This is a genomic window from Roseicyclus amphidinii (assembly GCF_030163755.1).
In the GTDB taxonomy this organism is placed as follows: Bacteria; Pseudomonadota; Alphaproteobacteria; order Rhodobacterales; family Rhodobacteraceae; genus Roseicyclus; species Roseicyclus amphidinii.
The window spans coordinates 1-24,721 of sequence record NZ_JASJOE010000039.1 but is presented as its reverse complement, the minus strand read 5'-3'; the positions used below and the strand labels follow the sequence as shown (position 1 = coordinate 24,721).

General features: G+C 68.9%; 22 protein-coding genes. 9 read left to right on the top strand and 13 right to left on the bottom strand.

All coding sequences use genetic code 11. The features are described 5' to 3' along the window. Positions 1-53 precede the first annotated feature (53 nt). Entirely contained in the window at positions 54-194 is a 141-nt protein-coding gene (locus tag QQK83_RS13195; protein WP_284264943.1) for a hypothetical protein, read from the top strand. A gap of 3 nt (positions 195-197) precedes the next feature. Here QQK83_RS13195 and hemH read toward each other — a convergent pair whose 3' ends face one another. Then, complete coding sequence (gene hemH / locus QQK83_RS13190) at positions 198-1,259, bottom strand: ferrochelatase (RefSeq protein ID WP_284264964.1); 1,062 nt, start codon at positions 1,257-1,259, stop codon at positions 198-200. Positions 1,260-1,280: 21 nt separating this feature from the next. After that, positions 1,281-2,144 carry a methyltransferase domain-containing protein gene (locus tag QQK83_RS13185; protein WP_284264940.1) on the bottom strand — a complete coding sequence of 288 codons (864 nt, stop codon included), beginning with the start codon at positions 2,142-2,144 and terminating at the stop codon, positions 1,281-1,283. A gap of 46 nt (positions 2,145-2,190) precedes the next feature. Between QQK83_RS13185 and QQK83_RS13180 the strand changes: the two genes are divergently transcribed. Genes QQK83_RS13180 through QQK83_RS13170 form a run of 3 tightly spaced genes read left to right on the top strand, consistent with a single transcriptional unit; the run spans position 2,191 to position 3,709 of the window. After that, positions 2,191-2,916 carry a double zinc ribbon domain-containing protein gene (locus QQK83_RS13180; protein ID WP_284264938.1) on the top strand — a complete coding sequence of 242 codons (726 nt, stop codon included), beginning with the start codon at positions 2,191-2,193 and terminating at the stop codon, positions 2,914-2,916. A 30-nt stretch (positions 2,917-2,946) separates the two neighbouring features. Further along, the gene (gene grxC / locus QQK83_RS13175) at positions 2,947-3,207 is read left to right on the top strand and encodes a glutaredoxin 3 (protein ID WP_284264937.1); all 261 of its coding nucleotides are present in this window, start codon (positions 2,947-2,949) and stop codon (positions 3,205-3,207) included. Positions 3,208-3,265: 58 nt separating this feature from the next. Beyond that, positions 3,266-3,709 carry a MarR family winged helix-turn-helix transcriptional regulator gene (locus QQK83_RS13170; protein WP_284264936.1) on the top strand — a complete coding sequence of 148 codons (444 nt, stop codon included), beginning with the start codon at positions 3,266-3,268 and terminating at the stop codon, positions 3,707-3,709. On the opposite strand, the gene ubiG is transcribed toward QQK83_RS13170, so the two are convergent. Further along, positions 3,706-4,470 carry a bifunctional 2-polyprenyl-6-hydroxyphenol methylase/3-demethylubiquinol 3-O-methyltransferase UbiG gene (gene ubiG / locus QQK83_RS13165; protein WP_284264934.1) on the bottom strand — a complete coding sequence of 255 codons (765 nt, stop codon included), beginning with the start codon at positions 4,468-4,470 and terminating at the stop codon, positions 3,706-3,708. The genes QQK83_RS13170 and ubiG overlap by 4 nt on opposite strands. A 69-nt stretch (positions 4,471-4,539) precedes the next feature. On the opposite strand from ubiG, the gene pip reads away from it, so the two are divergent. Next, positions 4,540-5,529 carry a prolyl aminopeptidase gene (pip, locus tag QQK83_RS13160; protein WP_284264932.1) on the top strand — a complete coding sequence of 330 codons (990 nt, stop codon included), beginning with the start codon at positions 4,540-4,542 and terminating at the stop codon, positions 5,527-5,529. Positions 5,530-5,553: 24 nt separating this feature from the next. Here the strand turns inward: pip and QQK83_RS13155 are convergent, their stop codons facing one another. Then, positions 5,554-8,520 (bottom strand): error-prone DNA polymerase, encoded by a 2,967-nt coding sequence (locus tag QQK83_RS13155; RefSeq protein ID WP_284264961.1) that lies wholly within the window; start codon positions 8,518-8,520, stop codon positions 5,554-5,556. Between the two features lie 102 nt (positions 8,521-8,622). On the opposite strand from QQK83_RS13155, the gene gloA2 reads away from it, so the two are divergent. After that, entirely contained in the window at positions 8,623-9,009 is a 387-nt protein-coding gene (gene gloA2, locus QQK83_RS13150; protein WP_284264930.1) for an SMU1112c/YaeR family gloxylase I-like metalloprotein, read from the top strand. Between the two features lie 6 nt (positions 9,010-9,015). Here the strand turns inward: gloA2 and QQK83_RS13145 are convergent, their stop codons facing one another. The 4 genes from QQK83_RS13145 to gpmI are packed head-to-tail and all read right to left on the bottom strand — an operon-like array spanning position 9,016 to position 13,504. Beyond that, positions 9,016-9,489, bottom strand: coding sequence for an RNA pyrophosphohydrolase (locus QQK83_RS13145; RefSeq protein WP_284264927.1), 474 nt, complete (start codon positions 9,487-9,489; stop codon positions 9,016-9,018). A gap of 5 nt (positions 9,490-9,494) precedes the next feature. After that, positions 9,495-10,829, bottom strand: coding sequence for a S41 family peptidase (locus QQK83_RS13140; protein ID WP_284264925.1), 1,335 nt, complete (start codon positions 10,827-10,829; stop codon positions 9,495-9,497). Between the two features lie 18 nt (positions 10,830-10,847). Beyond that, a complete protein-coding gene (locus QQK83_RS13135; RefSeq protein ID WP_417750356.1) occupies positions 10,848-11,981 on the bottom strand; it encodes a murein hydrolase activator EnvC family protein in 1,134 nt (377 codons plus the stop codon). Next, a complete protein-coding gene (gpmI, locus tag QQK83_RS13130) occupies positions 11,978-13,504 on the bottom strand; it encodes a 2,3-bisphosphoglycerate-independent phosphoglycerate mutase (RefSeq protein ID WP_284264923.1) in 1,527 nt (508 codons plus the stop codon). Before gpmI ends, QQK83_RS13135 begins: the two co-directional genes overlap by 4 nt. Positions 13,505-13,644: 140 nt before the next feature. On the opposite strand from gpmI, the gene QQK83_RS13125 reads away from it, so the two are divergent. Continuing rightward, entirely contained in the window at positions 13,645-17,328 is a 3,684-nt protein-coding gene (locus QQK83_RS13125; RefSeq protein ID WP_284264921.1) for a glycosyltransferase, read from the top strand. 36 nt (positions 17,329-17,364) lie between these two features. Here the strand turns inward: QQK83_RS13125 and QQK83_RS13120 are convergent, their stop codons facing one another. The 3 genes from QQK83_RS13120 to QQK83_RS13110 form a co-directional block, all read right to left on the bottom strand. After that, positions 17,365-19,782: a calcium-binding protein gene (locus QQK83_RS13120; protein ID WP_284264918.1), complete on the bottom strand. Its 2,418-nt coding sequence runs from the start codon at positions 19,780-19,782 to the stop codon at positions 17,365-17,367. Positions 19,783-19,927: 145 nt separating this feature from the next. Further along, positions 19,928-20,581, bottom strand: a complete 654-nt coding sequence (locus tag QQK83_RS13115) for an ABC transporter ATP-binding protein (RefSeq protein ID WP_284264917.1) — start codon at positions 20,579-20,581, stop codon at positions 19,928-19,930. Positions 20,582-20,593: 12 nt separating this feature from the next. Further along, positions 20,594-21,679, bottom strand: coding sequence for a KpsE/RkpR family capsule polysaccharide export protein (locus tag QQK83_RS13110; RefSeq protein ID WP_284264916.1), 1,086 nt, complete (start codon positions 21,677-21,679; stop codon positions 20,594-20,596). Between the two features lie 402 nt (positions 21,680-22,081). Between QQK83_RS13110 and QQK83_RS13105 the strand changes: the two genes are divergently transcribed. Then, on the top strand, positions 22,082-22,810 hold the full coding sequence (locus QQK83_RS13105; RefSeq protein ID WP_417750355.1) for an ABC transporter permease: 729 nt from the start codon (positions 22,082-22,084) through the stop codon (positions 22,808-22,810). Between the two features lie 79 nt (positions 22,811-22,889). On the opposite strand, the gene rlmH is transcribed toward QQK83_RS13105, so the two are convergent. Together rlmH and rsfS are read right to left on the bottom strand one after the other, a co-directional pair. After that, entirely contained in the window at positions 22,890-23,360 is a 471-nt protein-coding gene (gene rlmH / locus QQK83_RS13100; RefSeq protein WP_284264914.1) for a 23S rRNA (pseudouridine(1915)-N(3))-methyltransferase RlmH, read from the bottom strand. A 9-nt stretch (positions 23,361-23,369) separates the two neighbouring features. After that, complete coding sequence (gene rsfS / locus QQK83_RS13095; protein ID WP_417750354.1) at positions 23,370-23,798, bottom strand: ribosome silencing factor; 429 nt, start codon at positions 23,796-23,798, stop codon at positions 23,370-23,372. A 265-nt stretch (positions 23,799-24,063) separates the two neighbouring features. Here rsfS and QQK83_RS13090 point away from each other — a divergent pair. Next, a partial coding sequence (locus QQK83_RS13090; RefSeq protein ID WP_284264912.1) for an AAA family ATPase occupies positions 24,064-24,721 on the top strand: 658 nt, incomplete at its 3' end.

Sequence of the window (24,721 nt, the reverse complement as noted above, 5' to 3'; positions counted from 1 at the left end):
GACAGCGGGAAAATGACGTAAGGTCATCCCGACCGCCTTGAGGGGAATCGGCCATGTTGACCACGATCGAGATCGGAAGCTGCGTGTCGGTGCAGGGTCATTTCGTGCGGCGTCACGCCAATGGCATGGTCACCGTGCGCGTGGGGGACCAGCTTTACACCGGTCACCCCGTGAACGCCGCCGCCGCGGCCTGAGCGTCAGTCCAGCCAGCCCTTCAGGTTCCGTTCCACGACAGCGGCCAGCGCATCCATGTGCAGGTCGTCGTCGTTGAGACAGGGGATATAGGTGAACTCTTCCCCGCCCGCTTCCTCGAAGCTTTCGTGGATTTCCTCGTTGATCTCTTCCAGCGTCTCGATGCAATCGGCGCTGAAGGCGGGCGCGATCACGGCGATCCGCTTCTTGCCGGCCTCGGCCAGCCGCGCGACCTCTTCCACGGTGTAGGGCTTCAGCCATTCCTCGGGGCCGAAGCGGCTCTGGAAGGTGGTCACGATATCGGTGTCGGCCCAGCCCAGACGCTCCTTCAACAGGCGCGAGGTCTTCTGGCACTGGCAATGGTAGGGGTCGCCCTCCATCAGGTAGCGTTTCGGCACCCCGTGGTAAGAGGCGACGAGCACATCGGGCTTCGTCTCCAGCCCGGCATAGGCGCGCTCGACCGACTGGGCCAGCGCCTCGATGTAAAGCGGGTCTTCGTAATAGGGCTCGACCGTGCGGGCGATCGGCTGCCACTTGATGTTCTCGAGACTGCGGAAGAACTGGTCGCAGGCCGTGGCCGATGTGGCGCCCGCGTATTGCGGATACAGCGGGAAGAACAGGATCTTGGTGCAGCCCTGCGCCACCAGCTCATCGACCTTGGACTTGGTCGAGGGGTTGCCGTAGCGCATGCAATAATCGACGACCACGTCGTCGCCGTAGCGCTCGGCCATCCGCTCGGCCATCTTGGCGGTCTGCGCCTTGGTGATGGTCATCAGCGGGCTTTCGTTCAGCTCCTCGTTCCAGATCGACTTGTAGGCCGCGCCCGAGCTGAACGGCCGCTTGGTCAGGATGATCAGCTGCAGAAGCGGCTGCCAGATCCAGGGGCTGTAGTCGATCACGCGCTTGTCCGACAGGAACTCGTTCAGATACCGGCGCATCGGCCAGTAGCTGTAGTGATCGGGCGTGCCGAGATTGGCCAGCAAGACGCCGACCTTGCCGAACTTCACCTTCGGGTGATCGGCGGGGGCATGGGGCAGGTCGGTCGCCGGAACGGCGGTATCACGCATCATGTTCATCTCTGGTCGGCCTCAGTCGTCGGTCGGGTGTAGGACCGGCAGGGCGGTCTCGTCAAATTCCTGCGTGCCAAGCGCGTCGGCAAGACGCGCCTTGGCCGCGCCGGGGCGGAGCGGTTTCTGCTGGCTCTCGTGCGGGGCCCAGCCCGACAGGAACACAAGCTCGAACGTAGCGCGAATGCGCGCGGGGTCATCTTTCGCGGGAAACCGTGTGGCATAGATCTCGGCCATGCGCAGGAACAGCCGCCGCGGAACGGGCGCGCGGTGCCGGTCGGCCAGCGCGTTGGTCTCGCCCATCGCGCGCAGGTCGGCCATCAGCGCGAAGGCATTGGCATAGGTCACCGTCTTCGGCAGGCGGTCCGCGACCGGAAGGGCAAGCCCCGCGCGCTGCAAAAGCGCGCCCATGTCGCGGATCTCGGCCATGGGCGCGACGCGCGGGCTGAGCCCGCCCAGCGTCTCGACCTCCGCCTCGGCCAGAGCCTGCCGCAGCTCGGTCAGGGTCTCGCCGCCAAAGGCGACCGACAGGAACAGCCCGTCGGGCTGCAGCGCGCGGCGGCACTGCACGACCTGCCCAACCGGGTCATCGGCCCAGTGCAGCGCCATGGCATGCACGACAAGGTCATGCGCGCCCGCCTCCAGCGCCAGCACCTCGTCAGGTGCGACGATATGCGCACCCGGCACAAGCGCGGCCCAGACCTCCGGGAAGGGGGTCACGACGGCGGGCCGCGTAAACCTCCTGTTAACGTCGATGAGTCTTTCCTGAAGCTCGAGCGTCGCTTCGTGATGCAGGAACCCGGCCCGGTCCAGCCGCGCACGGGCCCGTGCCCGCGCAAGGCGGGGGGCATCCACGAGGCGGGGCTGTGGGTTGGCTTGGGGCACTGTGGTCCGGTCCTGTCGCTGACCCGTCGCTACTTAGGGGCGTGACATGATTTTGCAAACTGTCCTGCACGCGGTGTTTCCGCCCGAATGCCTCGGATGCGGGGCGCGGGTCGAGAGCGATTTCTCGATCTGCTCGACCTGCTGGTCGGACACGCCCTTCGTCTTCGGATCGTGTTGCGACCTGTGCGGGGTCGCCCTGCCGGGGCAGGATGCGAGCGCCGAGCGGCTGATCTGCGACGAATGCCACGCCAACGCCCGGCCATGGGCGCAGGGCCGCGCGGTGATGCACTATGCCGGCACGGGGCGAAAGCTGGTGCTGGGCCTGAAACACGCCGACCGGGCCGAGATCGCGCGCGCCGCGGGCCCATGGCTGGCGCGGGCCGGGGCCGCTCTGATGCAGGACGATCCGCTGATCGTTCCGGTGCCGCTGCACTGGCGGCGGCTGGCCGCGCGACGCTTCAACCAGGCGGCGCTGCTGGCAAAGGCGCTGGCCGAGACCAGCGGGCGCGACTGGCTGCCCGACGCGCTGATCCGCGCCCGGCACACCGCCTCGCAGGACGGGCGCGACCGCGAGGGGCGGTTCCGCAACCTCGACGCCGCGATCCGCGTCAACCCGCGCAGGGCGGCGCAGGTTGCGGGGCGCGCCGTGCTGCTCGTCGATGACGTGATGACCTCGGGCGCGACCTTGTCGGCGGCGGCGCAGGCGCTGCTCGCGGGCGGGGCCGGTCCCGTTCGCGTGATCGCTCTGGCGCGCGTGGCGCGGGATGTTTAGATTGCTCATCGACCTGAGCCGAGGACTGACATGCCCAGCATCGAGATCTACACTTCGCCGCTTTGCGGCTACTGCCACGCCGCCAAGCGGCTTCTGGCGGACAAGGGCGCGGCCTATGTCGAATACGACGTGTCGCGCGACCCGCCCAAGCGGCAGGAGATGATGGCCCGCGCCAACGGCCGCCACACCGTGCCGCAGATCTTCATCGGCGAGACCCATGTCGGTGGCTACGACGACATGGCCGCGCTGGATCGGCAGGGCAAGCTCGACCCGCTTTTGACCGCGGGCTGAACGGCTTGCGACCCTTCGCCCCTTGCCCTCACCGGGCCGGGGGTGGCCTTATGCGCGCATGGCGACCCCTGACGATCCCCTTTCCGTGGCTCTCTTCTCCGAGATGTTCATGGCCGACCAGCTGGCGCGCAACCGCCTGAGCCGTGCCCTGCCCAAGGGCATGGAGCTCAGCCATTTCTCGGTCCTGAACCATCTCGCCGCCTCCACCGAGGAGAAATCGCCGGCGCAGCTGGCGCGTGTCTTCCACGTCACGCGGGGGGCGATGACCAACACGCTGGGGCGGCTGGAATGGGCGGGCTACATCCACATCCGCCCCGACTGGGACGATGCGCGGCGCAAGATGGTGGCGATCAGCCCCGCGGGCCGCCGCGCGCGCGAGGCCGCGCTTTCGGCCATCGCGCCGATCCTGTCCGAAACCGTGCGCGAGATCGGCGCGGATCGGGTACGGCAGGCCCTGCCGGTCATCCGCGAGATGCGGGTGCGGCTGGAGAATGACAGCTAGGCCCGTTTCACCGACGCGGTGACGTAGTTCACGCTCAGGTCCCGGTCCGAGATCGACCAGGACCACGTCAGCTTGTTGAAGGCAAAGCCCTTGCGGTCCACCGGGTCGAGGCCCGCCTGCCGGATCAGCCCGTAAAGCTCGTCGGGGGTGATGAACTTCTGCCACTCATGGGTGCCCTTGGGCAGCCAGCGCATGACGTATTCCGCCCCGATGATCGCCATCAGGTAGCTTTTCGGATTGCGGTTGATGGTCGAGCAGATCATCAGCCCGCCGGGTTTCAGCAACTGCCGGCAGGCGGTCAGGTAGCCCAGCGGATCGGCCACGTGCTCGACCACCTCCATGTTCAGCACCACGTCGAACTGCTCGCCCGCGGCGGCCAGCGCCTCGGCGGTGGTGTGGCGGTAGTCGATCGCCAGCCCCGATTGCGCGGCATGGACCTGCGCCACGGGGATGTTGCGCGCGGCGGCATCCGCGCCGACGACCGTCGCCCCCAGCCGCGCCATGGGTTCCGACAGCAGCCCGCCGCCGCAGCCGATATCGAGCAGGCGCAGCCCGGCAAAGGGCATCTCGGCCGACAGGTCGCGGCCGAATTCCGCGGCGATCTGGCGCGTGATGTAGTCGAGCCGCGTGGGGTTGAGCATGTGCAGCGGCTTGAACTTGCCGTTCGGATCCCACCATTCCGCGGCCATGGCCTCGAACTTGGCCACTTCGCCCGCATCGACGGTGTCGATCGTGTCGCCGGTTTGATTGACCTCTGCCATGGCAAATCCCCTCGCATTCTGTCAGGCTAGCCCATGCGGACCGCGTCTTGTGGTCTATATAGGATCGTGATGGACAAGTTCTCCGGCCAAAAGCGCGCAGCCGCGCACCTGTTCCCGCCGATCGACCCGTTCGATCAGCGCATGCTGGACGTGGGCGATGGTCATCACGTTTACGTCGAGCAATGCGGCAATCCCGAGGGGGCACCGGTTGTCGTTATGCACGGCGGGCCGGGGGGCGGCTGTTCGCCCGCGATGCGGCGGTATTTCGACCCCGAGCAATGGCGGATCGTGCTGTTCGACCAGCGCGGCTGCGGCCGTTCGCGGCCCCATGCCAGCGTGCGCGCCAACACGACCTGGCACCTGGTGGCCGATATCGAGCGCATCCGCAGCACGCTGGGCATCGAGCGCTGGGCCGTCTTCGGCGGCAGCTGGGGCGCGACGCTGGGCCTTGTCTATGCCGAGACGCATCCTGACCGGGTCGCCTATCTCGCGCTGCGCGGGGTGTTCCTGTCGATGCAGCGCGAGCTGGACTGGTTCTACGGCGGTGGCGCCGGTCAGTTCTGGCCGGACCAATGGGCGCGCTTCTGCGCGCTGATCCCCGAAGACGAGCGCGGCGACCTGATCGCGGCCTACAACCGGCGGCTCTTCTCCGGCGACCTTATGCTCGAGACGCGCTACGCGCGGGCCTGGGCCGCGTGGGAAAACGCGCTGGCCTCGATGGAGAGCGACGGCGGCGGCGGCGACAGCCCGGCGGAATACGCCCGCGCCTTCGCGCGGCTGGAAAACCATTATTTCGTGAACAAGGGCTTTCTCGAGGTGGATGGGCAAATCCTCCGCGACCTTCCGCGTATCGCGCAGGTGCCGGGCACCATCGTTCAGGGGCGCTACGACATGATCTGCCCGCCGCTCTCGGCGCATCGTTTGCTGGCGGGCTGGCCCGCGGGACGGCTGCACATGATCAAGGCGGCAGGGCACGCGCTGTCCGAGCCGGGCATCAGCGAAGAACTGGTGCGCGTGATGAAGGCCGTCGGCGCGAAGCGCGAGAAATACGGGCTTTGAGCGCGCAAGATCCTTGCAAGGATCTCATCCCGCTTTTGCAAAAGCGGGACCAGCGCCTTGCAAGGCGCTGGCCACGTCCTTGCAAGGACGTGAGTCCGCCAGGAGCCGCCGGTCGATCCCCGGGCTCAACCGGTCGCGGATCAGGGCCACCGGGTGCGTCCTGAGCGTCAGGCGCATCGACACGTAATCCTCGACCACCGCCTCGCCCTCGGTCATCTCGGGCAGCTGCACGGCAGCCTCGACGATCCCCTCGCCGTCGAGGTCACCCGAGAACAGCGGCAGTTCCTTCTTCGGGGTCAGCGCACGCGCGGCCCAGAGCGCATCGCGGCGCGACACACCCAGGGCTGCGAAGGCATCGGCCTCGGCCAGGATGGTCAGCGTCTTCGCGTCCAGCCCGGCGCGGCGCCAGACATCTTCGACCGCGGTGTAGCCGTTGCCACGCGCGGCGGTCAGCCAGTCGGCCTCTTCCTCGCGCATCGCCTTGACCTGGCGGAACCCCAGCCGCAGCGCCAGCGCACCGCGCTCGGTCCGCTCCATCGTGCAATCCCAGGCGGACCGGTTCACGCAGACCGGCCGCACCTCGACCCCGTGTTCGCGGGCGTCGCGCACGATCTGGGCCGGCGCGTAGAACCCCATGGGCTGCGCATTCAGCAGCGCGCAGGCGAAGATGCCGGGGTGGTGCCGCTTGAGCCAGGCCGAGGCATAGACCAGCAGCGCGAAACTGGCGGCGTGGCTTTCGGGGAAGCCGTAGCTCCCGAAGCCTTCGATCTGGCTGAAACAGCGGTCCGCGAAATCCTGATCGTAGCCGCGCTCGCGCATGCCGCGCAGGAAGCGCGTGCGGAACTCGCTGACCGAGCCGTGTTTCTTGAAGGTCGCAAGCGACCGGCGCAGGCGGTCGGCCTCGTCGGGCGTGAAGCCTGCGCCGGTGATGGCGATCTGCATCGCCTGTTCCTGGAAGAGCGGCACGCCCAGCGTCTTGCCCAGCACCCGGCCCAGCTCGTCCGAGGGGAAGCTGACCGGCTCCTCGCCGTTGCGGCGGCGGATGAAGGGGTGGACCATGTCGCCCTGGATCGGGCCGGGGCGGATGATCGCCACCTGGATCACCAGGTCGTAGAAACAGCGCGGCCGCATCCGCGGCAGGAAGTTCATCTGCGCCCGGCTTTCCACCTGGAAAACGCCCAAGGAGTCGGACCTGCACAGCATGTCGTAGACCGCCGGGTCCTCGGGTGGCAGCGTGGCGAGGCTGTAATCGGCCTGGTGATGCAGGCGCAGAAGGCCGAAGGCCTTTCTGATGCAAGACAGCATCCCCAGCGCCAGAACATCGACCTTGAGGATGCCCAGCGCGTCGATGTCGTCCTTGTCCCAGCAGATGACGGTGCGGTCCTCCATGCTGGCGTTCTCGATCGGCACAAGCTCATCGAGGCGGCCTTCGGTGATGACGAAGCCGCCGACATGCTGCGACAGGTGCCGTGGAAAGCCGATGATCTCCTCGATCAGCTGGATGGTCTGTTTCAGCCGCGGGCTTTCGGGGTCGAGCCCGATCTCGCGCATCCGCGCGACCTCCGGCCCCGTCTTGGACCATGACCCCCAGATCTGGGAGGACAGCGCCGAGAGCACATCCTCCGACAGGCCCATCGCGCGGCCCACCTCGCGCACGGCGCGCTTGCCGCGGTAATGGATCACCGTGGCGCACAACCCCGCGCGGTGGCGGCCGTAGCGCTCGTAGATGTGCTGGATCACCTCCTCGCGGCGCTCATGCTCGAAATCCACGTCGATGTCGGGCGGCTCGTTGCGCGCCTCACTGACGAAGCGTTCGAAGACCATCGTCCCGATCTCGGGGCTGACCGAGGTCACGCCGAGCGCGTAACAGGTGATCGAGTTCGCCGCCGACCCCCGCCCCTGGCACAGGATGCCGCGCGACCGGGCAAAGGCGACGATGTCATGGACGGTGAGGAAATAGGGCTCATACCCCAGTTTCCCGATCAGGCGCAGTTCGTGCTCCAGCTGCTTCTGCGCGCGCTCGGGGATGCCCTGCGGATAGCGCCAGGTCAGGCCGTCATGGGCCAGCCGTGCCAGCCGATCCGCGGCGGTTTCCCCATCGGCGATTTCCGAGGGGTATTCGTAGCGCAGGCTGCGGATGTCGAAGGAGAGCCGCGCGGCGATCTCCTCGGCGCGGTCGACGGCCGCCTCGTGGCCACGAAAGATGCGGCGCATCTCGGCCTCGCCCCTCAGGCGCTGCTCGGCGTTGGCCTGTGCCGCGGTGCCAAGATCCTCGATGCGAAGCCCCTCGCGGATGCAGGTCAGGATATCGGTCAGCCGCCGCCGCGCGCCGTGGTGCATGATCGGCCGGGCCGAGGCGACGGTGTCGAGGTCGAGCGCCAACGCCAGCCGCTCGGCGGCGGCGAAGCGCGCGGCGTCCTGCCCGTCATAGGCGGGCGCCATCAGCAGATGCATCTGCGGCTTCAAAGCCGCCACCAGCCGCGCGGCGCGGCTGCGCCAGTCGGGCGAGGGCCGGTCGGGCGCATGCAGCAGCAGCTCAAGCCCGTCGGGAAAGGCCAGCAGATCTTCGAGCGTCAGGTGGCAGTCGCCCTTCTCCGCCCTCAGCCGCCCCGCCGACAGGATACGGCACAGGCTCGCCCAGCCCGACCTGTCCCGCGGCAGCGCGGTCAGCCGCATCCCGTCCGTCAGCACAAGGCAGGCCGCGGGCAGAAGGCGCGGCACATGGTCGATGGGCGCGCGGGGTGGGTTGGGCAGATGCGCGGGCTTCGGCGGGCCGATGGGATCGGCGCGCGCGGCCGCGGCCTCTTCGATTTCCTCGGCGATCTTCTTCAGCTCCGACCAGGCCCGCACCACGCCCGACACCGAATTCACATCGGCGATGGCGATGGCCGACAGGCCCAGCAGGGCCGCACGCCGCGCGTAGTCCTCGGGGTGCGAGCCCCCGGTGAGAAAGGTGAAGTTCGAGGTGATGGACAGTTCGGCGAATCCCATGTCCGGCAGTATATTCACCTTTTGTTCTCATTTGGAGTCCCGCTTGGCAGGCGCGCGGCGATGGGGCAGGAGGGGGGCGCAACCGCATCCCGAGGGGCCGCCATGCTGAAGGGCATCCACCACGCCGCGATCATCTGTTCGGATTACGACCGGTCCAAGGCGTTCTACACCGACACGCTCGGCCTGCGCGTCGTGGCCGAGACCCACCGCGCCGAGCGGGGCTCGTGGAAGCTCGACCTCGCCCTGCCGGACGGCGCGCAGATCGAGCTGTTCTCCTTCCCCGATCCGCCGCCCCGCCCCGACACGCCCGAGGCGCAGGGGCTGCGCCACCTCGCCTTTGCGGTCGATGACGTGGCGCAGGTGGCCGCGGCGCTGGAGGCGAAGGGCGTGGCGGTCGAACCGATCCGCACCGACGAGATCACCGGCAGGCGCTTCACCTTCTTCAAAGACCCCGACGGCCTGCCGCTGGAGATCTACGAGGCGGGATGAGACGGGTCAGAGCAGCCCGAACTCCGACAGCACCGCCTTGTAGATCGGGCGCTTGAAGGGCACGATCAGCGCCAGCAACTCCGCCCCGCTCATCCAGCGCCAGTCCGAAAACTCCACGTCCTCGTGGGCAAGGTCGATCACCCCGTCGCCCGCGTCGAGCCGCATCAGAACCCATTTCTGGGTCTGCCCGCGATACTTGCCGCGATAGGGCAGAACCTCGGGCGGCAGGTCGTAGGGCAGCCAGTCCGCCGTTTCCCCAAGAACGGTGACATGCGCCGCCCCGACCCCGGTTTCCTCCCGCAGCTCGCGCAAGGCGGCCTCGACCGGGGTCTCGCCCTTGTCGATGCCCCCCTGCGGCATCTGCCAGGCGGGCGTGGCCATGTCGGCGCGCCGCCCGGCGAAGACGCGCCCGTCGGGGTGCATCAACACCACGCCCACGCAGGGGCGATAGGGCAGGTGCGCGAACGCGTCCGACGTCACGGCCGTCAGTTGCCGCGCGGCCCGAGCGCGTTCAGCCCGGTCAGGATGTCGATGGCATAGGCCAGCTGGTAATCCTCGTTGCGCAGCCGCGCGGTCGCCTCGGCGATGGCCTGCTCTTCCTCGAGCTGGCGCAGCTCGTCCTCGCTCAGGGTCGAGTTCTGGATCGCACCGCGCAGGCTTGCCTCGTTGCGGCGGGGGCCGGTGCCCTCCTCTTCTTCCTCCGTCACGACCGGCTCGCGCTGTTCGACCAGGATGTCGGGCGCGATGCCGAGCGCCTGGATCGAGCGGCCCGAGGGCGTGTAATACAGCGAGGTGGTCAGCCGCATCGCGCCATCGCCCGCCAGCGGCATCACCGATTGCACCGAGCCCTTGCCGAAGCTGTTGGTGCCCACCACCACCGCGCGGCGATGATCCTGCAACGCGCCCGCCACGATCTCGGAGGCCGAGGCCGACCCGCCGTTCACCAGTACCACCAGCGGCAGCCCCTCGATCAGGTCGCCGGGCGTGGCGTTGTAGCGTTCGCCATCCTCAGGGTCGCGGCCGCGGGTCGAGACGATCTCGCCCTGTTCCAGGAACGCGTCCGACACCCGGATCGCCTGGCTCAGAAGACCGCCGGGATTGTTGCGCAGGTCGAGCACGACACCGTTCAGGTTGCCAAGGCCGCCGACCTCCGCGATCTGCTCCTCCAGACCTTCGCGCAGGTTGGGATAGGTCTGGTCGTTGAAGGTCGACACCCGCAGGATCGCCGTGTTCCCCTCCAGCCGTGCGCGCACCGCGGTCAGGCGGATACGGTCGCGGATGATGGTGATGTCGAAGGGTTCGTCCTCGCCCTCGCGGACGATGGTGATCACGATCTCCGAGCCGACGGGCCCGCGCATCAGGTCCACCGCTTCCTCCAGCGTCAGGCCCAGCAGCGCCTCGCCGTCGACATGGGTGATGAAATCGCCGGCCTCGACGCCCGCTTCCATCGCGGGGGTGTCGTCCATCGGCGTGATGACGCGGACGAAGCCGTCCTCCTGCGTCACCTCGATGCCGAGACCGCCGAACTCGCCGCGGGTCTGCACCTGCATGTCGTCGAAATCATTGGGCGGCAGGTAGCTGGAATGCGGGTCGAGCGAGGTCAGCATGCCGTTGATCGCGGCCTCGATCAGCGCCGCTTCGTCCACGTCCTCGACGTAATTGGCGCGGATGCGTTCGAAGATGTCGCCGAACAGGTCCAGTTGCTCGTAGACCGAGGCATTCGCGCGGTCCTCCTGCGCGATGAGCGGTCCGGCCACCTGGGTGCTCAGAAGCACGCCTCCCGAGATCCCTCCGATGGCTGCAATGATCAACTTGTTCATGCCGTCCTGTCCTTCGTCTCAGTCTCGCGCCGTTTCGGTGAACCATTCCGCCGGGTCGACGGGCGCACCGTTCTCCCGCAACTCGATATAGAGCGTTTCTGTCAGCCCGGCGCCACCGCTTTGCGGCTCACGCAGGATCAAATCTTCATCTCCGCCGTCCGCCCCACCGGGCATCAACCCCAGCGGAGCCCCCGAGGCCACGAGGTCACCGGCACTCACGTAAAGGGTGCCGAGCCCCGCGAGAACCATAAGGTAGGTCCCTTCGGGTTCGAGGATGATCACATTTCCGTAGTCCAGAAGCGGCCCGGCATACCGGACCCATGCGGGCCAGGGCGCCGTGACCAGCGCGCGGGGCCGCGTGGCGCGGACCAGGCCGGGCCGGGTGACCCCCGCCGCGTCCGCCTCGCCGAAGGCGCGGAGCGGCGTGCCCAGAACCGGCAGCGGCAGGTCGCCGCGGGCCTGCGCGAAATCGGGCAGCTCCGGCGCGGCCTCGGGCGGGTCCGCCGACAGCAGCGCGGCAAGACTGTCGAGCGAATCGACGCTGTCCAGAAGCTCGGCCATTGCGATCTCGTCGCGCGTGAAATTCTCGGGCAGCATCCGCCGGTCGGCAATCGCCTGGCTCAGGGCGCTGCGCGCGTCCTGCGCCCGTTCCAGCGCCTCGGACAGCTGCGCGACCGCGCCGTCCTGCAGGCCGCGCAGCGTCGCCAGTTCCTGCAACTGGCCGCGCAGCGCGCGGGCCTCCTCGGCGACGGCGGGGGTGATCTCGGAGACGATCATCCCCGAGCGCGCCGTGCCCAGCGCCCCCTCGGGGTGCATCATCAGAAGCGGCGCGGGCGCGCCCTCGATGCTTTGCAGCACGCCCAAAAGCCGCGAGAGCCGGTCGCGCTCGGCCTCGAAGACCATGAGGATCGTCTGCTCCCTGAGCGCCGCCTGCCGGATGCCCTCGCGCAGGGCAAGAAGCCCCTCCTCGTAGGCGCGGACGGTCTGGGTCAGCGCCTCGACCCGGTCGCGTGCGCCGTCGGCTTCCAGCAGGGCAAAGCCCGCCTGCTCCAGCATCTCGGCTGCGCGCGACGCGGTGGCGGCGGCGTCAAGCTCGGCTCGCGCCGGGGCGCTCAGAAGCAGAAGGGCGGCAAGGGCCGTGCGCAGGATCATGTCAGAAGCGTCTGCCCCGTCATCTCGGGCGGCTGCGGCAGGCCCATCAGCTGCAACAGGCTGGGCGCGAGATCGGCCAGGATGCCGTCGCGCAGCCCGGCGCCGTCCGGTCCGCCGAACAGGATCACCGGCACCGGGTTCAGCGTATGCGCCGTGTGCGGCCCTCCGGTCACGGGGTCGATCATCGTCTCGCAATTGCCGTGGTCGGCGGTGACGATCATCGCGCCGCCCACCTGCTCCAGCGCCGCCACCGCACGGCCGAGGCCCGCGTCGACCGCCTCGCAAGCCTTGATCGCGGCGGACAGATCGCCGGTGTGGCCGACCATGTCGGGGTTGGCGTAGTTCACCACGATCAGGTCATGCCCCGCGCCGATCGCCTCGACCAGATGATCGGTCACTTCGCCTGCCGACATCTCGGGCTGCAGGTCATAGGTGGCGACCTTGGGGGATGCCGCCATGTAGCGCGTTTCGCCCGGCACGGGGGGCTCCTTGCCGCCGTTCAGGAAGAAGGTGACATGGGGGTATTTCTCGGTCTCGGCGATGTGGAACTGCCGCAGCCCCTGTTTCGCCACCCATTCGGCCAACGTGTTCACGATCTCCTGCTTGGGGAACATCGTGGTCATGTAGGCGTCATGGGCCTTCGAGTAATCCACCATCCCCAGCCGGGCCACCAGCGGCGGGCGCGGCCCGCGGTCGAAGCCGTCGAAATCCGGGTCGCCGAGCGCGGCGAGGATTTCGCGCGCCCGGTCCGCGCGGAAGTTCACGAAGAACAGCCCGTCGCCCTGTTCCATGCCGGTGTAGCCCTCGACCACGGCAGGCAGGATGAATTCATCGGTGATGCCCGCGTCACGGGCCATGCGGATGATGCCGGTGGCATCCGGCCCGCTGTCGCCCTCGGCCTCCGCCATCACGCGATAGGCCTTCTCCACCCGATCCCACCGGTTGTCCCGGTCCATGGCGTAATAGCGCCCCGAAACGGTGACGATCCGCGCGCCCTCGGGCAGGTCGGCCTCCAGCGCGGCGACCTGCTCGGCGGCCGATCCCGGCGCCACGTCGCGCCCGTCGGTGATCGCGTGGACCAGAACCTCGAGCCCCGCATCGGCCAGCGCACGGGCCGCGGCCACGATATGCGACTGGTGCGAATGCACCCCGCCGGGCGAGGTCAGCCCCGCCAGATGCGCCCGCCCGCCGCTCTCCTTCAGCGCCGCGATGAAATCGGCCAGTGCCGGTTTCCCGAAGAACGACCCGTCCTCGATCGCAAGGTCGATCATGCCGAGATCCATCGCCACCACGCGGCCTGCGCCGATGTTGGTGTGCCCGACCTCGGAATTGCCCATCTGCCCCTCGGGCAGGCCCGCGGCGCGGCCGTGGGTGGTCAGCGTCGCATTCGGGGAGGTCGCCATCAGCCGGTCCATGGTGGGCGTGCGCGCCAGCAGGGGGGCATTGCCCGCCTCGGTCGGGCCGATGCCCCAGCCGTCGAGAATGCACAGGACAACGGGCTTTGACGTCTGGTCGTTGGGCATGGCGGGCCTCCTTCGCCCCGGTTCTATGGACCCCGCCGGGAAGGCGCAAGGCGACGCCATCACGGATGACCATGGATGACACCGGCCGCCTGCCGGGCTATGCAACCGGGGTTGAGCAATGGTTGAGGCCTGTGTCGGGCATGTTCGGAACAGGGACCGCGAGAACCCTCCGCAAGATCGGCAGGCAGGTGGCCCGGCTGACCTTGCGCGGCGGGCCCGAGGACTGGCAGGTCCGCTATCGCGCCATGGCGCGCAAACAGGGCGTTGCGCGCACGCTGGCTGCGCATCGCAACGCCGCGGCGCTGGCGGGCGGCTTCAACGTCGGGGCCTATCTCGCCGCCAATCCCGACGTGGCCGATGCCGTGGCCAGCCCCGGCGAGGCGGTGTTCCACTATCTCGAGTTCGGCCATGCCGAGGGGCGCATGGCCACGCCCGACCGTTGGGATGCGTCCTTTGTCAGGCGGTTCCACGGCCTTGCCCTGCCCGAGGACATGACCGCGCCCGAGGCCTGCCGCGCCTTGCGCCGCGCGGGCGTCGCGGTGGCCGAGGCCGCCCTGACCGAGGCGCATCTATGGCTGATGCGCGGGGTGCATGGCCCGGTCTTCGAACAGGTCTTCGAACACGAGTTCTACGCCGTCGCCGCCGAGGCCGCGGGGCACAAGCTGACCGAAACCACCCGGCTGGCCGCGCTGGCGCATTTCTGCACCACCGGGCTGGCCGAGGGGATCGCGCCGCATCCCGACCACGCCTTTGACGCGGTGTTCTACCGCGACGCGCTCGCCTTCGCCGGGGTCGCGCCGCCGCCCCCCGGCGATGCCGCCGCACTGCGCCGCCATTGGGCGGCTTGCGGCGTCCGCGCCGGGGCGCATGCCAATCCGCGGGCGTGGTTCGCCATGCACTGCGGTGTGACCCTGCCCGACGCGGTGCTCTCGGCGCTGCCCGCCTTCCGCGCCGCCTCGGCCGATCTGGCCGCGGATGCGGGCCTTGCCGCGACGCTCCATCACCTCGCCACGCTGCCCGTTCCGGGGGCCGCGGCCTTGGACCCCAGCGCCCCCGAGGTCGAGGCCTTCCTCCTCGACCTCGCCCGCGCGCGCCGCCGTGCAGGCGATCCGGGCGCGGCCGAGGGGCTGTTGGGCCTGCTGCTCCACCATGACCCACGCCATGCGCGCGCTTCGCTCGACCTGGCCGACCTCCTGCACGGCAGGACCAGCCCGGGAACCGAGATCCAGCTGCGCAAATCCGTGCCCGCAGGCATGGACACCGGCGCCAACGCCATCACGCTGGCCGAATTGCTGGCGGGGCAGGGTCGATTGGCCGACGCGCTGAAGGTCGCCCGGACCTTCCCCGACACCCTGTTCGCGGATGTCGCCCTCAGCCGCCGCCGCCGCGATCTTGGTCGGGCGATCTTCGACGCGATCTGGCGCGATCCCGGGTCCTTCGTCGCGCGCATGTCGGTGGCCGAGGTGCAGGGCCAGCTCGCCGAAGCCCTCACCCTCTGCACCCCGCGCTTCGAGGCGCCGCGCCGGTCGGCCGCGATCCGCCGGGTGGCGGTGCTGGCCAATGACGACCTCTACCAATGCAAGCTCTACCGCGCCGATCAGAAGATCGACCAGCTGCGCGCCGCCGGTTACGAGGCCGAGCTGTTTCACCAGGCCCACGACCTCGACCGGCTGCGCGACCGGCTCGACGCGTTCGACGCGGTCATCTTCGTCCGCGTGCCGGGTTTCCCGCCGGTGATCGACCTGATCGCCGAAGCCGCGCAGCAGGGTCTGGCGACCTTCTACGATTGCGACGACCTGATCTTCGACGCCGCCGTCTTTCCGCCGCCGCTGGCGAGTTACGCGGGCAGCATCACGCCCGCGGATCACGCCGCCATGGCCTGCGGCGTGCCGCTCTTCCGCCATGCCATGAGCCTGTGCGCCTACGGCATCGCTTCGACGCCCACGATCCGCGACGCGATGCAGGGCGTGGTGCGCAGCGGTCAGGTCTTCCTCCATCGCAACGCGCTGGGCCACCCGCATATGCAGGTGCAGGGCCGCGTGGCGCGGCGCGAAAAAGCCCCCGGCGACAAGCTTGTCCTCCATTACGGATCGGGCACCAAGGCCCACAAGGCCGAGTTCACCGAAATCCTCGAGCCCGCGCTGGCCGAGATCCTCGCCCGCCGCCCCGGCAAGGTCGAGGTGCGGCTGGTCGGCGATTTCCCGGCCTTCACCCGGCTGGACCCGGATCATCCCGACCTGCGCCTCATCCGCCCCACCTGGGATTTCGAGACCTATGTCGCCCAGCTGGCCGAGGCCGATATCGCCCTGTCGGTGCTGGCCCCCTCCCTGCTGACCGACGCGAAAAGCGAGATCAAGTGGATGGAGGCCGCGATGTTCGGCGTGCCCTCCGTGGTCTCGCCCGCAGCGACCCTGTCCGAGGTGATCGAGGACGGCGCCACCGGCTATCTCGCCGCGGACAAGGACGCCTTCGTCGCCGCCATTCTGGCGCTGATCGACGACCCGGCCCGGCGCGCTCGGATCGGCGCGGCGGCCCGCGCGCAGGTCATGCGCGACTACAGCCTGCAGGTCATGGGCGCAGGCTTCGACGCCATGTTCGAGGCCGTGCGCCCCGCTGCGGCGCGCGGCAAGACGCGCCTCATGATCGTCAACGTCTTCTACCCGCCGCAGGATATCGGCGGGGCCACCCGCGTGGTGCAGGACAATGTCGCCGACCTGCTGCGCCTGCATGGCGACGCCTACGAGATCGACGTGGTCGCCACGCTCGAGGGGGGCGAACGCCCCTACGAGATCCGCTGCCACGCCCGCGACGGCGCGCGCGTCTGGACGGTGACCGCGCGCGACGGTATCGACACCATGGCCGTGCAGGATCATCGCATGGGCGATGTCTTCGACCGGCTGCTGTCGCGGATCCGGCCCGACATCGTGCATGTCCATTGCATCCAGCGCCTGACCGCCTCGGTCACCGATACGCTGCGACGGCGCGGCGTGCCTTACGTGGTCACCCTGCACGATGGATGGTGGCTGTCGCCGCACCAGTTCGTCGTCGCGCCGGACGGCACGCCCGAACCCTACGATTTCCGCCCCGAAGCCGCCGCGACCCTGTCCGCGCGCGCGCAGGTCACCCGCCGGGGGCTGGCGGGGGCCGCGGCCGTCCTGGCCGTCTCCGACGCCTTCGCCGATCTGCATCGCAAGGCCGGCCTGACCGCGGTCGAGGCCGTCGAGAACGGCGTTTCGATCCTGCCCGAACGGGTGCCTGCGCCCGCGCCCGCGGGATCGGGGCGGGTGCGCCTCGGGCATATCGGCGGGGCCGCGCGGCACAAGGGCTTCCATCTTCTCAAGGCGGCGCTCCATGCCCGCCGCTTCGGCGCGCTCGAACTGGTCGTCGTGGACCACGGCCTGCCCCCCGGCCAGACCCGCCAGGAGGTCTGGAACGCCACGCCTGTCCTGTTCCTGCCGCGCAGCCCGCTGGCCGAGGTGGGCGAGGTCTACGGCCGGATCGACGTTCTGATCGCGCCCTCGGTCTGGCCGGAAAGCTACGGGTTGGTGACGCGCGAGGCGCTGGCGCTGGGCCTGTGGGTGGTGGCCTCGGATCGCGGCGCGATCGGGGCCGATGTGGCCGAGGGAGAAAACGGGCTCCGCGTCGATGTCTCGGATCACAGCGGCCTTGTCGCGGCGCTGTCGCGGATCGAGGCTGAGCCCGACCGGTTCCGCCAGCCGCCCGCCCCGAGGCAGGCCCTGCGCCCCGCCTTGCGCCGCTCGACCGATCAGGCCGAGGATCTCCACGCCGTTTACCGGCGCATCCTTGCCGCGCAACGCGGTTAGAGCGCCCGGCGCGCAGACCGGCCCGGACCACGCCCGTCAGAACACGAAATCATCCACCAGCAGCGCGCCCTCGGCCACCCCCTCCAGAAGGATCGTGCCCCCCGGCGTCGTCACCAGCATCCCGTCCTCCCGCGCCGTCAGGGTCAGCGCGCCCGCATCCGGTGCCAGCCCCGTCAACTCGAGGATATCGGCACCGGGGTCGAAATCGCGGATCAGGTCGTCGCCATGCCCGGCCGCAAAGACGAAGCGGTCGGCGCCGCCGCCGCCGAACATCGTGTCATTGCCGGTTCCCCCGTCCAGCCGGTCATGGCCCGCCCCACCGAACAGCCGGTCATCCCCCGCGCCTCCGATCAGCGTGTCGTTGCCGGTCGAGCCGAACAGCCCGTCCAGCCCGTCGCCGCCATCCAGCAGATCGTCGCCGCCATTGCCCTCCAGCCGGTCGTTGCCGCCCTCGCCGTAAAGCCTGTCGTTGTCCAGCCCGCCCTGCATCACGTCGGCGCGGTCGCCGCCGTAAAGCAGGTCGTTGCCCGCTCCGCCGCGCAGCGTGTCGAACCCGTCGCCGCCCCAGAGCGTGTCGTTGCCGCCCTGCCCGACGACGAAGTCGCTGCCCATCTCGCCCCACAGCCGATCGTTCTGGTCGCCGCCGTAGATGCTGTCGGCCTGCGCCCCGCCGTAGATCATGTCATGGCCGAAATTGCCGTAGAGCCTGTCGAACCCGTCGCCGCCCTGGATCGTGTCGCCGTTCAGGTTGCCGCGGATCTCGTCATTGCCCGCGCCCCCCTCCATCCGGTCGCGGCCCTGCCCGCCGAACAGCGTGTCGTTGCCGCCTTCGCCGGTGATGACATCGTCACTGGCGCCGCCGGTGAAGCGGTCGTTGTCGGGCGTGCCGTCGAACGACCCCTCGGGCAGAAGGCGCGGCGGCGGATCGAAGGGGACCGGGCTGCGGTTCGGCGCGGGCAGGATCGCGGCGATCACCTGTGCCGCGGTCAGGCTGGTCCCCAGCACTGTCTGCAAGACAAGCACCTCGCCCCGCCATGTCACCAGCGCACCGTTGGACAGGGGCAGAACCGACAGCTGCGACGGATCGTAGAGGAACGGCCAGGCCGACAGGTCGAGCCGGTCGCGCCCCGGTTCGAAATCGACGATCCTGTCGGTGACCCCGTCGCTGCGCAGGATGAAGATGTCGTTGCCGCTGCCGCCGCTCAGGGTATCCAGCCCGCTGCCATCCTCGAGGATGTCGTCGCCCTGCCCGCCCTGCAGCAGGTCGTTGCCCGCCCCGCCCACAAGGATGTCGTTGCGCGCGCCCCCCGTGGTGCCGCCGCCGCCGGGCTGCGCGATCAGCACCGAGCCGCTGCGCCCGGTCTGAAGGGACAGCTCGGTCACACCCGCGCTGATCTCGGAGGAGACGAACAGCCGCAGCCCGTCGCCGCTGGCGAAACCGGCGATGGCGGTGACGTTCTCCAGACCCCCGGCGTGGTCGTCGGGCAGAACGTTCATCAGCTGAAGCCGTCCGTGCGGCATCAGGACAAAGACCGTCAGCCCGTCATCGCCGCCCGCCGCCATGACATAGGTAAAGCCGTTGGACTGCACCACGTTCAGGCTCTGGATGCCGCCGAACCGGGTGTCCAGCGTGTCGATCACGTGGTCGGTCGGGATCAACTGCCCGCCGGGGCGCAGTTCCATCACCGTGATCGCGCCCGACAGCCCGACCCCGTCCGAGGGGGCCGAGCCGACCAGAACGAAGCTGCGCCCGCCGATCACGGCGGTGCCCAGCGCGGTGGGCGTCATGATGCCGATCCCCTCGGCAACGCCGAGGTTGCCGGTCGCAACCAGCCGGTCGGGCTCGATCCGGTAGGCGGTGACGCCGCTGTCCGTGACGCTGGCCCCCACAAGGTAGTCGACCCCCGCAACCGTCAGGGTTTCCAGTGCAAAGACCGTATCGGCATAGGTCGTCTCGGTGTCCTCGACCCCGAAGGCCCGCCTCAGCGTGCCGGTGGGCGTCAGGTCATAGGCGTCGATGGACCCCGACCCGGCATTGGCGACGAACAGCCTGTCGCCACCCCATTGCCCGATGTCGAGAACGGTGCCCCCAGTGCCGCCGGCAAGCCCGGCGATGCCGCCCGCCGCGCCGAGCGTGCCGTCGGGCGCCACCGCGAAGGAGGTAAGTGCCCCCTCCGCGTCGCCCGCCACCACCAGCCGCGGCCCCTCGGGCGTGTCGAGCAGGGTCAGCCTGTCCATCACGTCCGCGGCATAGGCCAGGTCGAAGGGCGCGAAGTCGATCAGCACCGGCCCGCCCGACCCGCCCAGCGCATAGGCCGCCACACCGCCGCCCTGCCCCGAGATGGTGTAGAGCGTGCTGCCCTCCGCCGTCTCGTGGACCAGGAGATCGGTGATGCCGTGATCGAGCAGCCCCTGGAAGGATTGCGTCTGCCCGATCACACCGAGCGATGTCATGGCGGTCTCCATGGCGAAGATGTCGCGCCATGGCATCGCCGCCCCGATGGGTGGTCGCTTGGCCGGATTGTGGAAGGGGCGGGTCGTTAGCGCCCAATGCTTGCGAAAGGCTTAACCCTGTGCTCGCGCTCTGGTTGAGAAACCCTTAGCGCAGGCTGCGCTTGTGGAGCTCGATCGCCTCGTCAAGGTCTTCGAAATACGAGAGTTTCCCGTGCTCCAGCAGCAGGGCCGCGCTGCAGAATTCCCTGAGCTCGGAAAGATTGTGGTTTACCATGATCGCGTCCGAACTGGCCATCCGCTCATGGAACAGCGCGGCGCTGCGCGCCCGGAAGGCGGCGTCGCCCGCGCTCGTGACCTCGTCGATCAGGTAGATGTCGAACTTGATCCCCATCGACAGCCCGAAGGACAGCCGCGCCCGCATACCCGCCGAATAGGTCCGCACCGGCATGTGGAAATGGTCGCCCAGCTGGGCGAAATCCTCGACGAAGGCGGTCAGCTCGGTCGTGTCCACGCCATAGACCCGCGCAAGGAACCGCGCGTTCTGCGCGCCGGTCATCTGCGGATGCACCGACCCGGTCTGCCCGATCGGCCATGAGATCGTGCCGTCGCTGACGACCTGGCCCGCGTCGGGCCGCATGTTGCCCGCGATGATCGACATCAGCGTCGACTTGCCCGCCCCGTTGCGCCCCAGAAGCGCAAGCGAGCGGCCGGTCTCGATGGTCAGCGTCAGGTCGTCGATCACGAGCTTGCGCTGCCCGTTGACCTCGAACCCCTTGGTCAGGTTCTCGAAGCGGATCATCGCCGCACAGCCCTACTGCCGGTCGCGGATGCTGTAGTAGATCAGCGCCATGATCGCCCATCCCAGCGTCAGGAACAGAAGGGCGAAGCCCATGATCGTCCCGCGCCGCGGAAAGCCGGGGCTTTCGGGCAGGTTCGGCTGGATGAAGACCGCAAGGTAGCGGCTTTGCCGCGCCGCGTTGGTGCGCGCAAGGTCCACCGCCGCAAGCGCGGCGCGATAGCTTTCCTCGGCGAACTGGCGATCGACGACCAGACCTTCGTAGGCGGCCATGAGCGTCGGGTAGTCCTCGCCCTCGGCGCCGACATCCTCGGTTGCGAAATTCAGCCGTTCCTGCCCGATCCGGTCGCGGATCACCTGGATGCGCCGTTCGGCCTGAACCAGCCGCGGATCGTTGGGGTTGGTGGTGTTCTCCGACAGAAGGTCGAACTCGATCAGCGCCTCGGCCAGCTGCTGCTGGAGGTTGTTCAACACCCCCGTGCGCCCCTGCAGGTCGCTTTCGGGATCGACGATCTGGGTCTGGGTGCGGAACTGGGTCAGTGCCTCGCGCGCGGCGCGCAGCCGGACGATGGCGGCCTCGAGGTCCTCTTCGGCGTAGCGCATCGAATCCGCCCGCGCCTGCTCGTTCAGCTCGTTGATGAGGGTCTGGCTCTCCTCGATGATCGCCTGCGCGATCTGCTGCGCGACCTGCGGCTCGAAGGCCAGCACCTCGAGCGCGATCAGCCCGTTGCCCTGCGAATAGGAGACGCGGACGACCTCGCGCCAATGGCTCACCAGGTCCTCGAGCGTGGCGTCGGGCGACAGGGCGAAGACCGGATCGACGGCATGGGGGGCCGAGTAATGCCCGACAAGGTCGATGCGGTCCTGCATCCGCCGCACCATCTCGGCGCTGGTGATGAACTCGAACAGGATGTCGCCATCCCGGCCGGGATTGCCCCCGGCGATCTGCGACAGCCCGCCCAGCAGGTCGGTGGCCGATCCGGTCTCTTCGCTGCGGACGGTGAAGCCGACGCTCGAGGCATATTGATCCTGCGCGAAGGTCTGAAGGTAGAAGCCGATCCCGAGCAGCGGCACCAGCACCAGCAGGAGGTAGGACAACACCAGCCCGAAATGCCGCCGCCTCAGCCGCGCGGGGCGGGCGTAGGGCCTGAAGGCGATGGGCGCGGGTGTGCCGGAAGAGCTGTCGGGTGTCTGCGGCGAAGCGCCTCCGGGGGGCTTGTTCCCTGCCGCACCACCGGGGGCCGCAGGCCGCGGCACCTGTGCCCCCGGACAGTCGGTCGGGGCGTCCTTCCGGGGTCCTGCTGCGTCGGACAAGGCTGGAACGCTGCCTTCGTGTTTGAACTCTACCCTGCCGTCATACATAGTCCGACCCAGCAAAGCCAGAGACTTGGCACCATACCGGAGGCGGACCTGAGCCCACGCCAGCCCCTGACAGCCGGACCGCGGCCGCGCCTGCCACGGGCGAAGCGCAGCTTTCCCGCGTTCCGCGCCATCCTCGCCCTGATGCTGCGCGAGATGTCGACGCTCTACGGGCGCACGCCCGGCGGCTATGTCTGGGCCGTGGCCCAACCGGTCGGCGCGCTGGTGGTGCTCACCGTCGCCTTCACGATCCTTCTGCGCTCGCCGCCGCTTGGGAATTCCTTCATCCTGTTCTACGCCTCGGGCTACCTGCCCTTCACGGTCTACGCCACCGTTGCGCTGACCGTGCAGAACGCCATCCAGTTCTCGAAACAGCTGCTCTACTACCCGGCGGTGTCATGGCTGGACGCGATCATCGCGCGGTTCCTGCTGAACCTGCTGACCAGCATCACGGTCATGGTCATCGTCCTGTTCGGCATCCTGCACCTGACCGAGGCCAGCGCGACCCTGTCGCCCGGTCCCATCGTGCTGTCGGTCCTGCTGGCCGCGCTGGTGGGCCTCGGGATCGGGACGCTGAATTGCCTGCTGACGGGGCTGTTCTCGGCCTGGGCGAATGTCTGGTCGATCATCACGCGGCCGATGATCCTGATCGCGGGGGTGCTCTTCATCTACGAACACCTGCCCGAATGGTTCCAGGGCTACCTCTGGTATACGCCCTGGATCCACATCACCGGCCTGTCGCGGTCCGGGGTCTACGCGACCTATGACCCCACCTATATCTCGCTCACGGTCGTGGCGCTCTGGGCGCTTGTCCCGCTGTTCTTCGGCCTGCTGCTGCTCAGGCGGTTCCACAAGGACATCCTGAACCGCTAGGTCGTGTTGCGCAAAAGTGGGAACCGGTTTCGCGCGCCTCGAACATGCGACATCAAATCGTTAAAGCGGGCGCGCGGCGTCAGACCCTGTGATAGGGGGTCCCCGCAAGGATCTGCCCCGCGCGATACAGTTGTTCGGCCAGCATCACCCGCACCAGCATGTGCGGCCAGACCATCCGCCCGAAAGAGATCGCCAGCGCCGCCTCGGCCCTCAGCGCGGGGTCCAGCCCGTCGGCCCCGCCGATGCACAGCGCCACGTCGCCCTGCCCGGCATCGCGCGCCGCCCCCAGCCGCCCGGCGAACTCGGGCGAGGTCAGCTGCGCCCCGCGCTCGTCCATGATCCACAGCGCCGCGCCACGGGGCAGCGCGCGGCGCAGAAGCTCGGCCTCGGCGGCCATGCCGCCGCCCTTGCGGTCCTCGACCTCGACCACCTCGCCCAGCGTCAGGCCAAGCGCGCGGCCGCTTCGATCGAAGCGTTTCAGGTAATCGTCGACGAGGTCTTTCTCCGGGCCGCCCCGCAGGCGCCCGACAACGCAGAGGTGAACCCGCATCCGTCGCGGTTACTGCGACGTTGCGGTCGCGGGCATCCACATCTTCTCGAGCTGGTAGAACTCGCGCACCTCGGGGCGGAAGATGTGAACGATCACGTCGCCCGTGTCGATCAGCACCCAGTCGCCGGCCTCCTTGCCCTCGACCTTGGCCGACAGGCGGAACGCCTCTTTCAGACGCTCGACAAGCTTCTCGGCGATGGCCGCCACCTGCCGCGAGGAGCGGCCCGAGGCAATGACCATGTGGTCGCCGATGGACGACTTGCCGCGCAGATCGATCTGCACGACATCTTCGGCCTTGTCGTCGTCGAGGGATGCGAGGATATGCTCGAGCAGCATGTCGCTGGTCAGCGCCTCGGTCTGGGCCGCATGGCTGGCCCCGTGGGCAGTGGTCTCGGCCACCGCATGGGTCTGTCCGGTCAGGACTCGATCCTCCTGCATTGCGCGCCTGCTCGTCCCCGGCGCCGGGATGTCTGCAATGTAGCATCGCGCGGGTGCCATCTCAACCTGTGCCGGATTTCCCGTGCCGCCCCCTCCATCGGCATGAATCCGCCGCGCTTCATCCACAATATCCTGCGCAAATGGGCAAATCTTGGGGATAAAGCCGCTCAAAATGCCATATTCGGTGGCTGGCCGTTGACTCGGCCTGCGACGAGGGGGGTAGGATGCCGGCCCAACACCCCGCCGCGACCGCAAGGACAGGCTGATGCACTTCAACCGGCTGCGCCTCAATGGCTTCAAGAGCTTCGTGGACCCCACCGACCTGATCATCCAGGAGGGTCTGACCGGTGTTGTGGGGCCGAACGGCTGCGGCAAATCCAACCTGCTCGAGGCGCTGCGCTGGGTCATGGGCGAGAATCGCCCCACCGCCATGCGCGGCGGCGGGATGGAGGACGTCATCTTTGCCGGGGCTGCCACCCGCGGCGCGCGCAATTTTGCCGAGGTGGTGCTGCAACTCGACAATTCCCAGCGCCTCGCGCCCGCGGGCTTCAACGACGAGGACACGCTCGACATCACCCGCCGGATCACCCGCGACGCGGGCTCGGCCTACAAGCTGAACGGCAAGGACGTGCGCGCGCGCGACGTGCAGATGCTGTTCGCCGACGCCTCGACGGGTGCGCATTCGCCCGCGCTGGTCCGGCAGGGGCAGATTTCCGAGCTGATCAACGCCAAGCCGCGCGCGCGCCGCCGCGTGCTGGAAGAGGCTGCGGGCATCTCGGGCCTGTATCAGCGCCGGCACGAGGCCGAGCTGAAGCTGAAGGGCGCGGAAACCAACCTCGCCCGCGTCGAGGACGTGCTGGAACAGCTCGCCTCGCAGCTCTCCTCGCTCGCCCGGCAGGCGCGGCAGGCGCAGCGCTACCGCG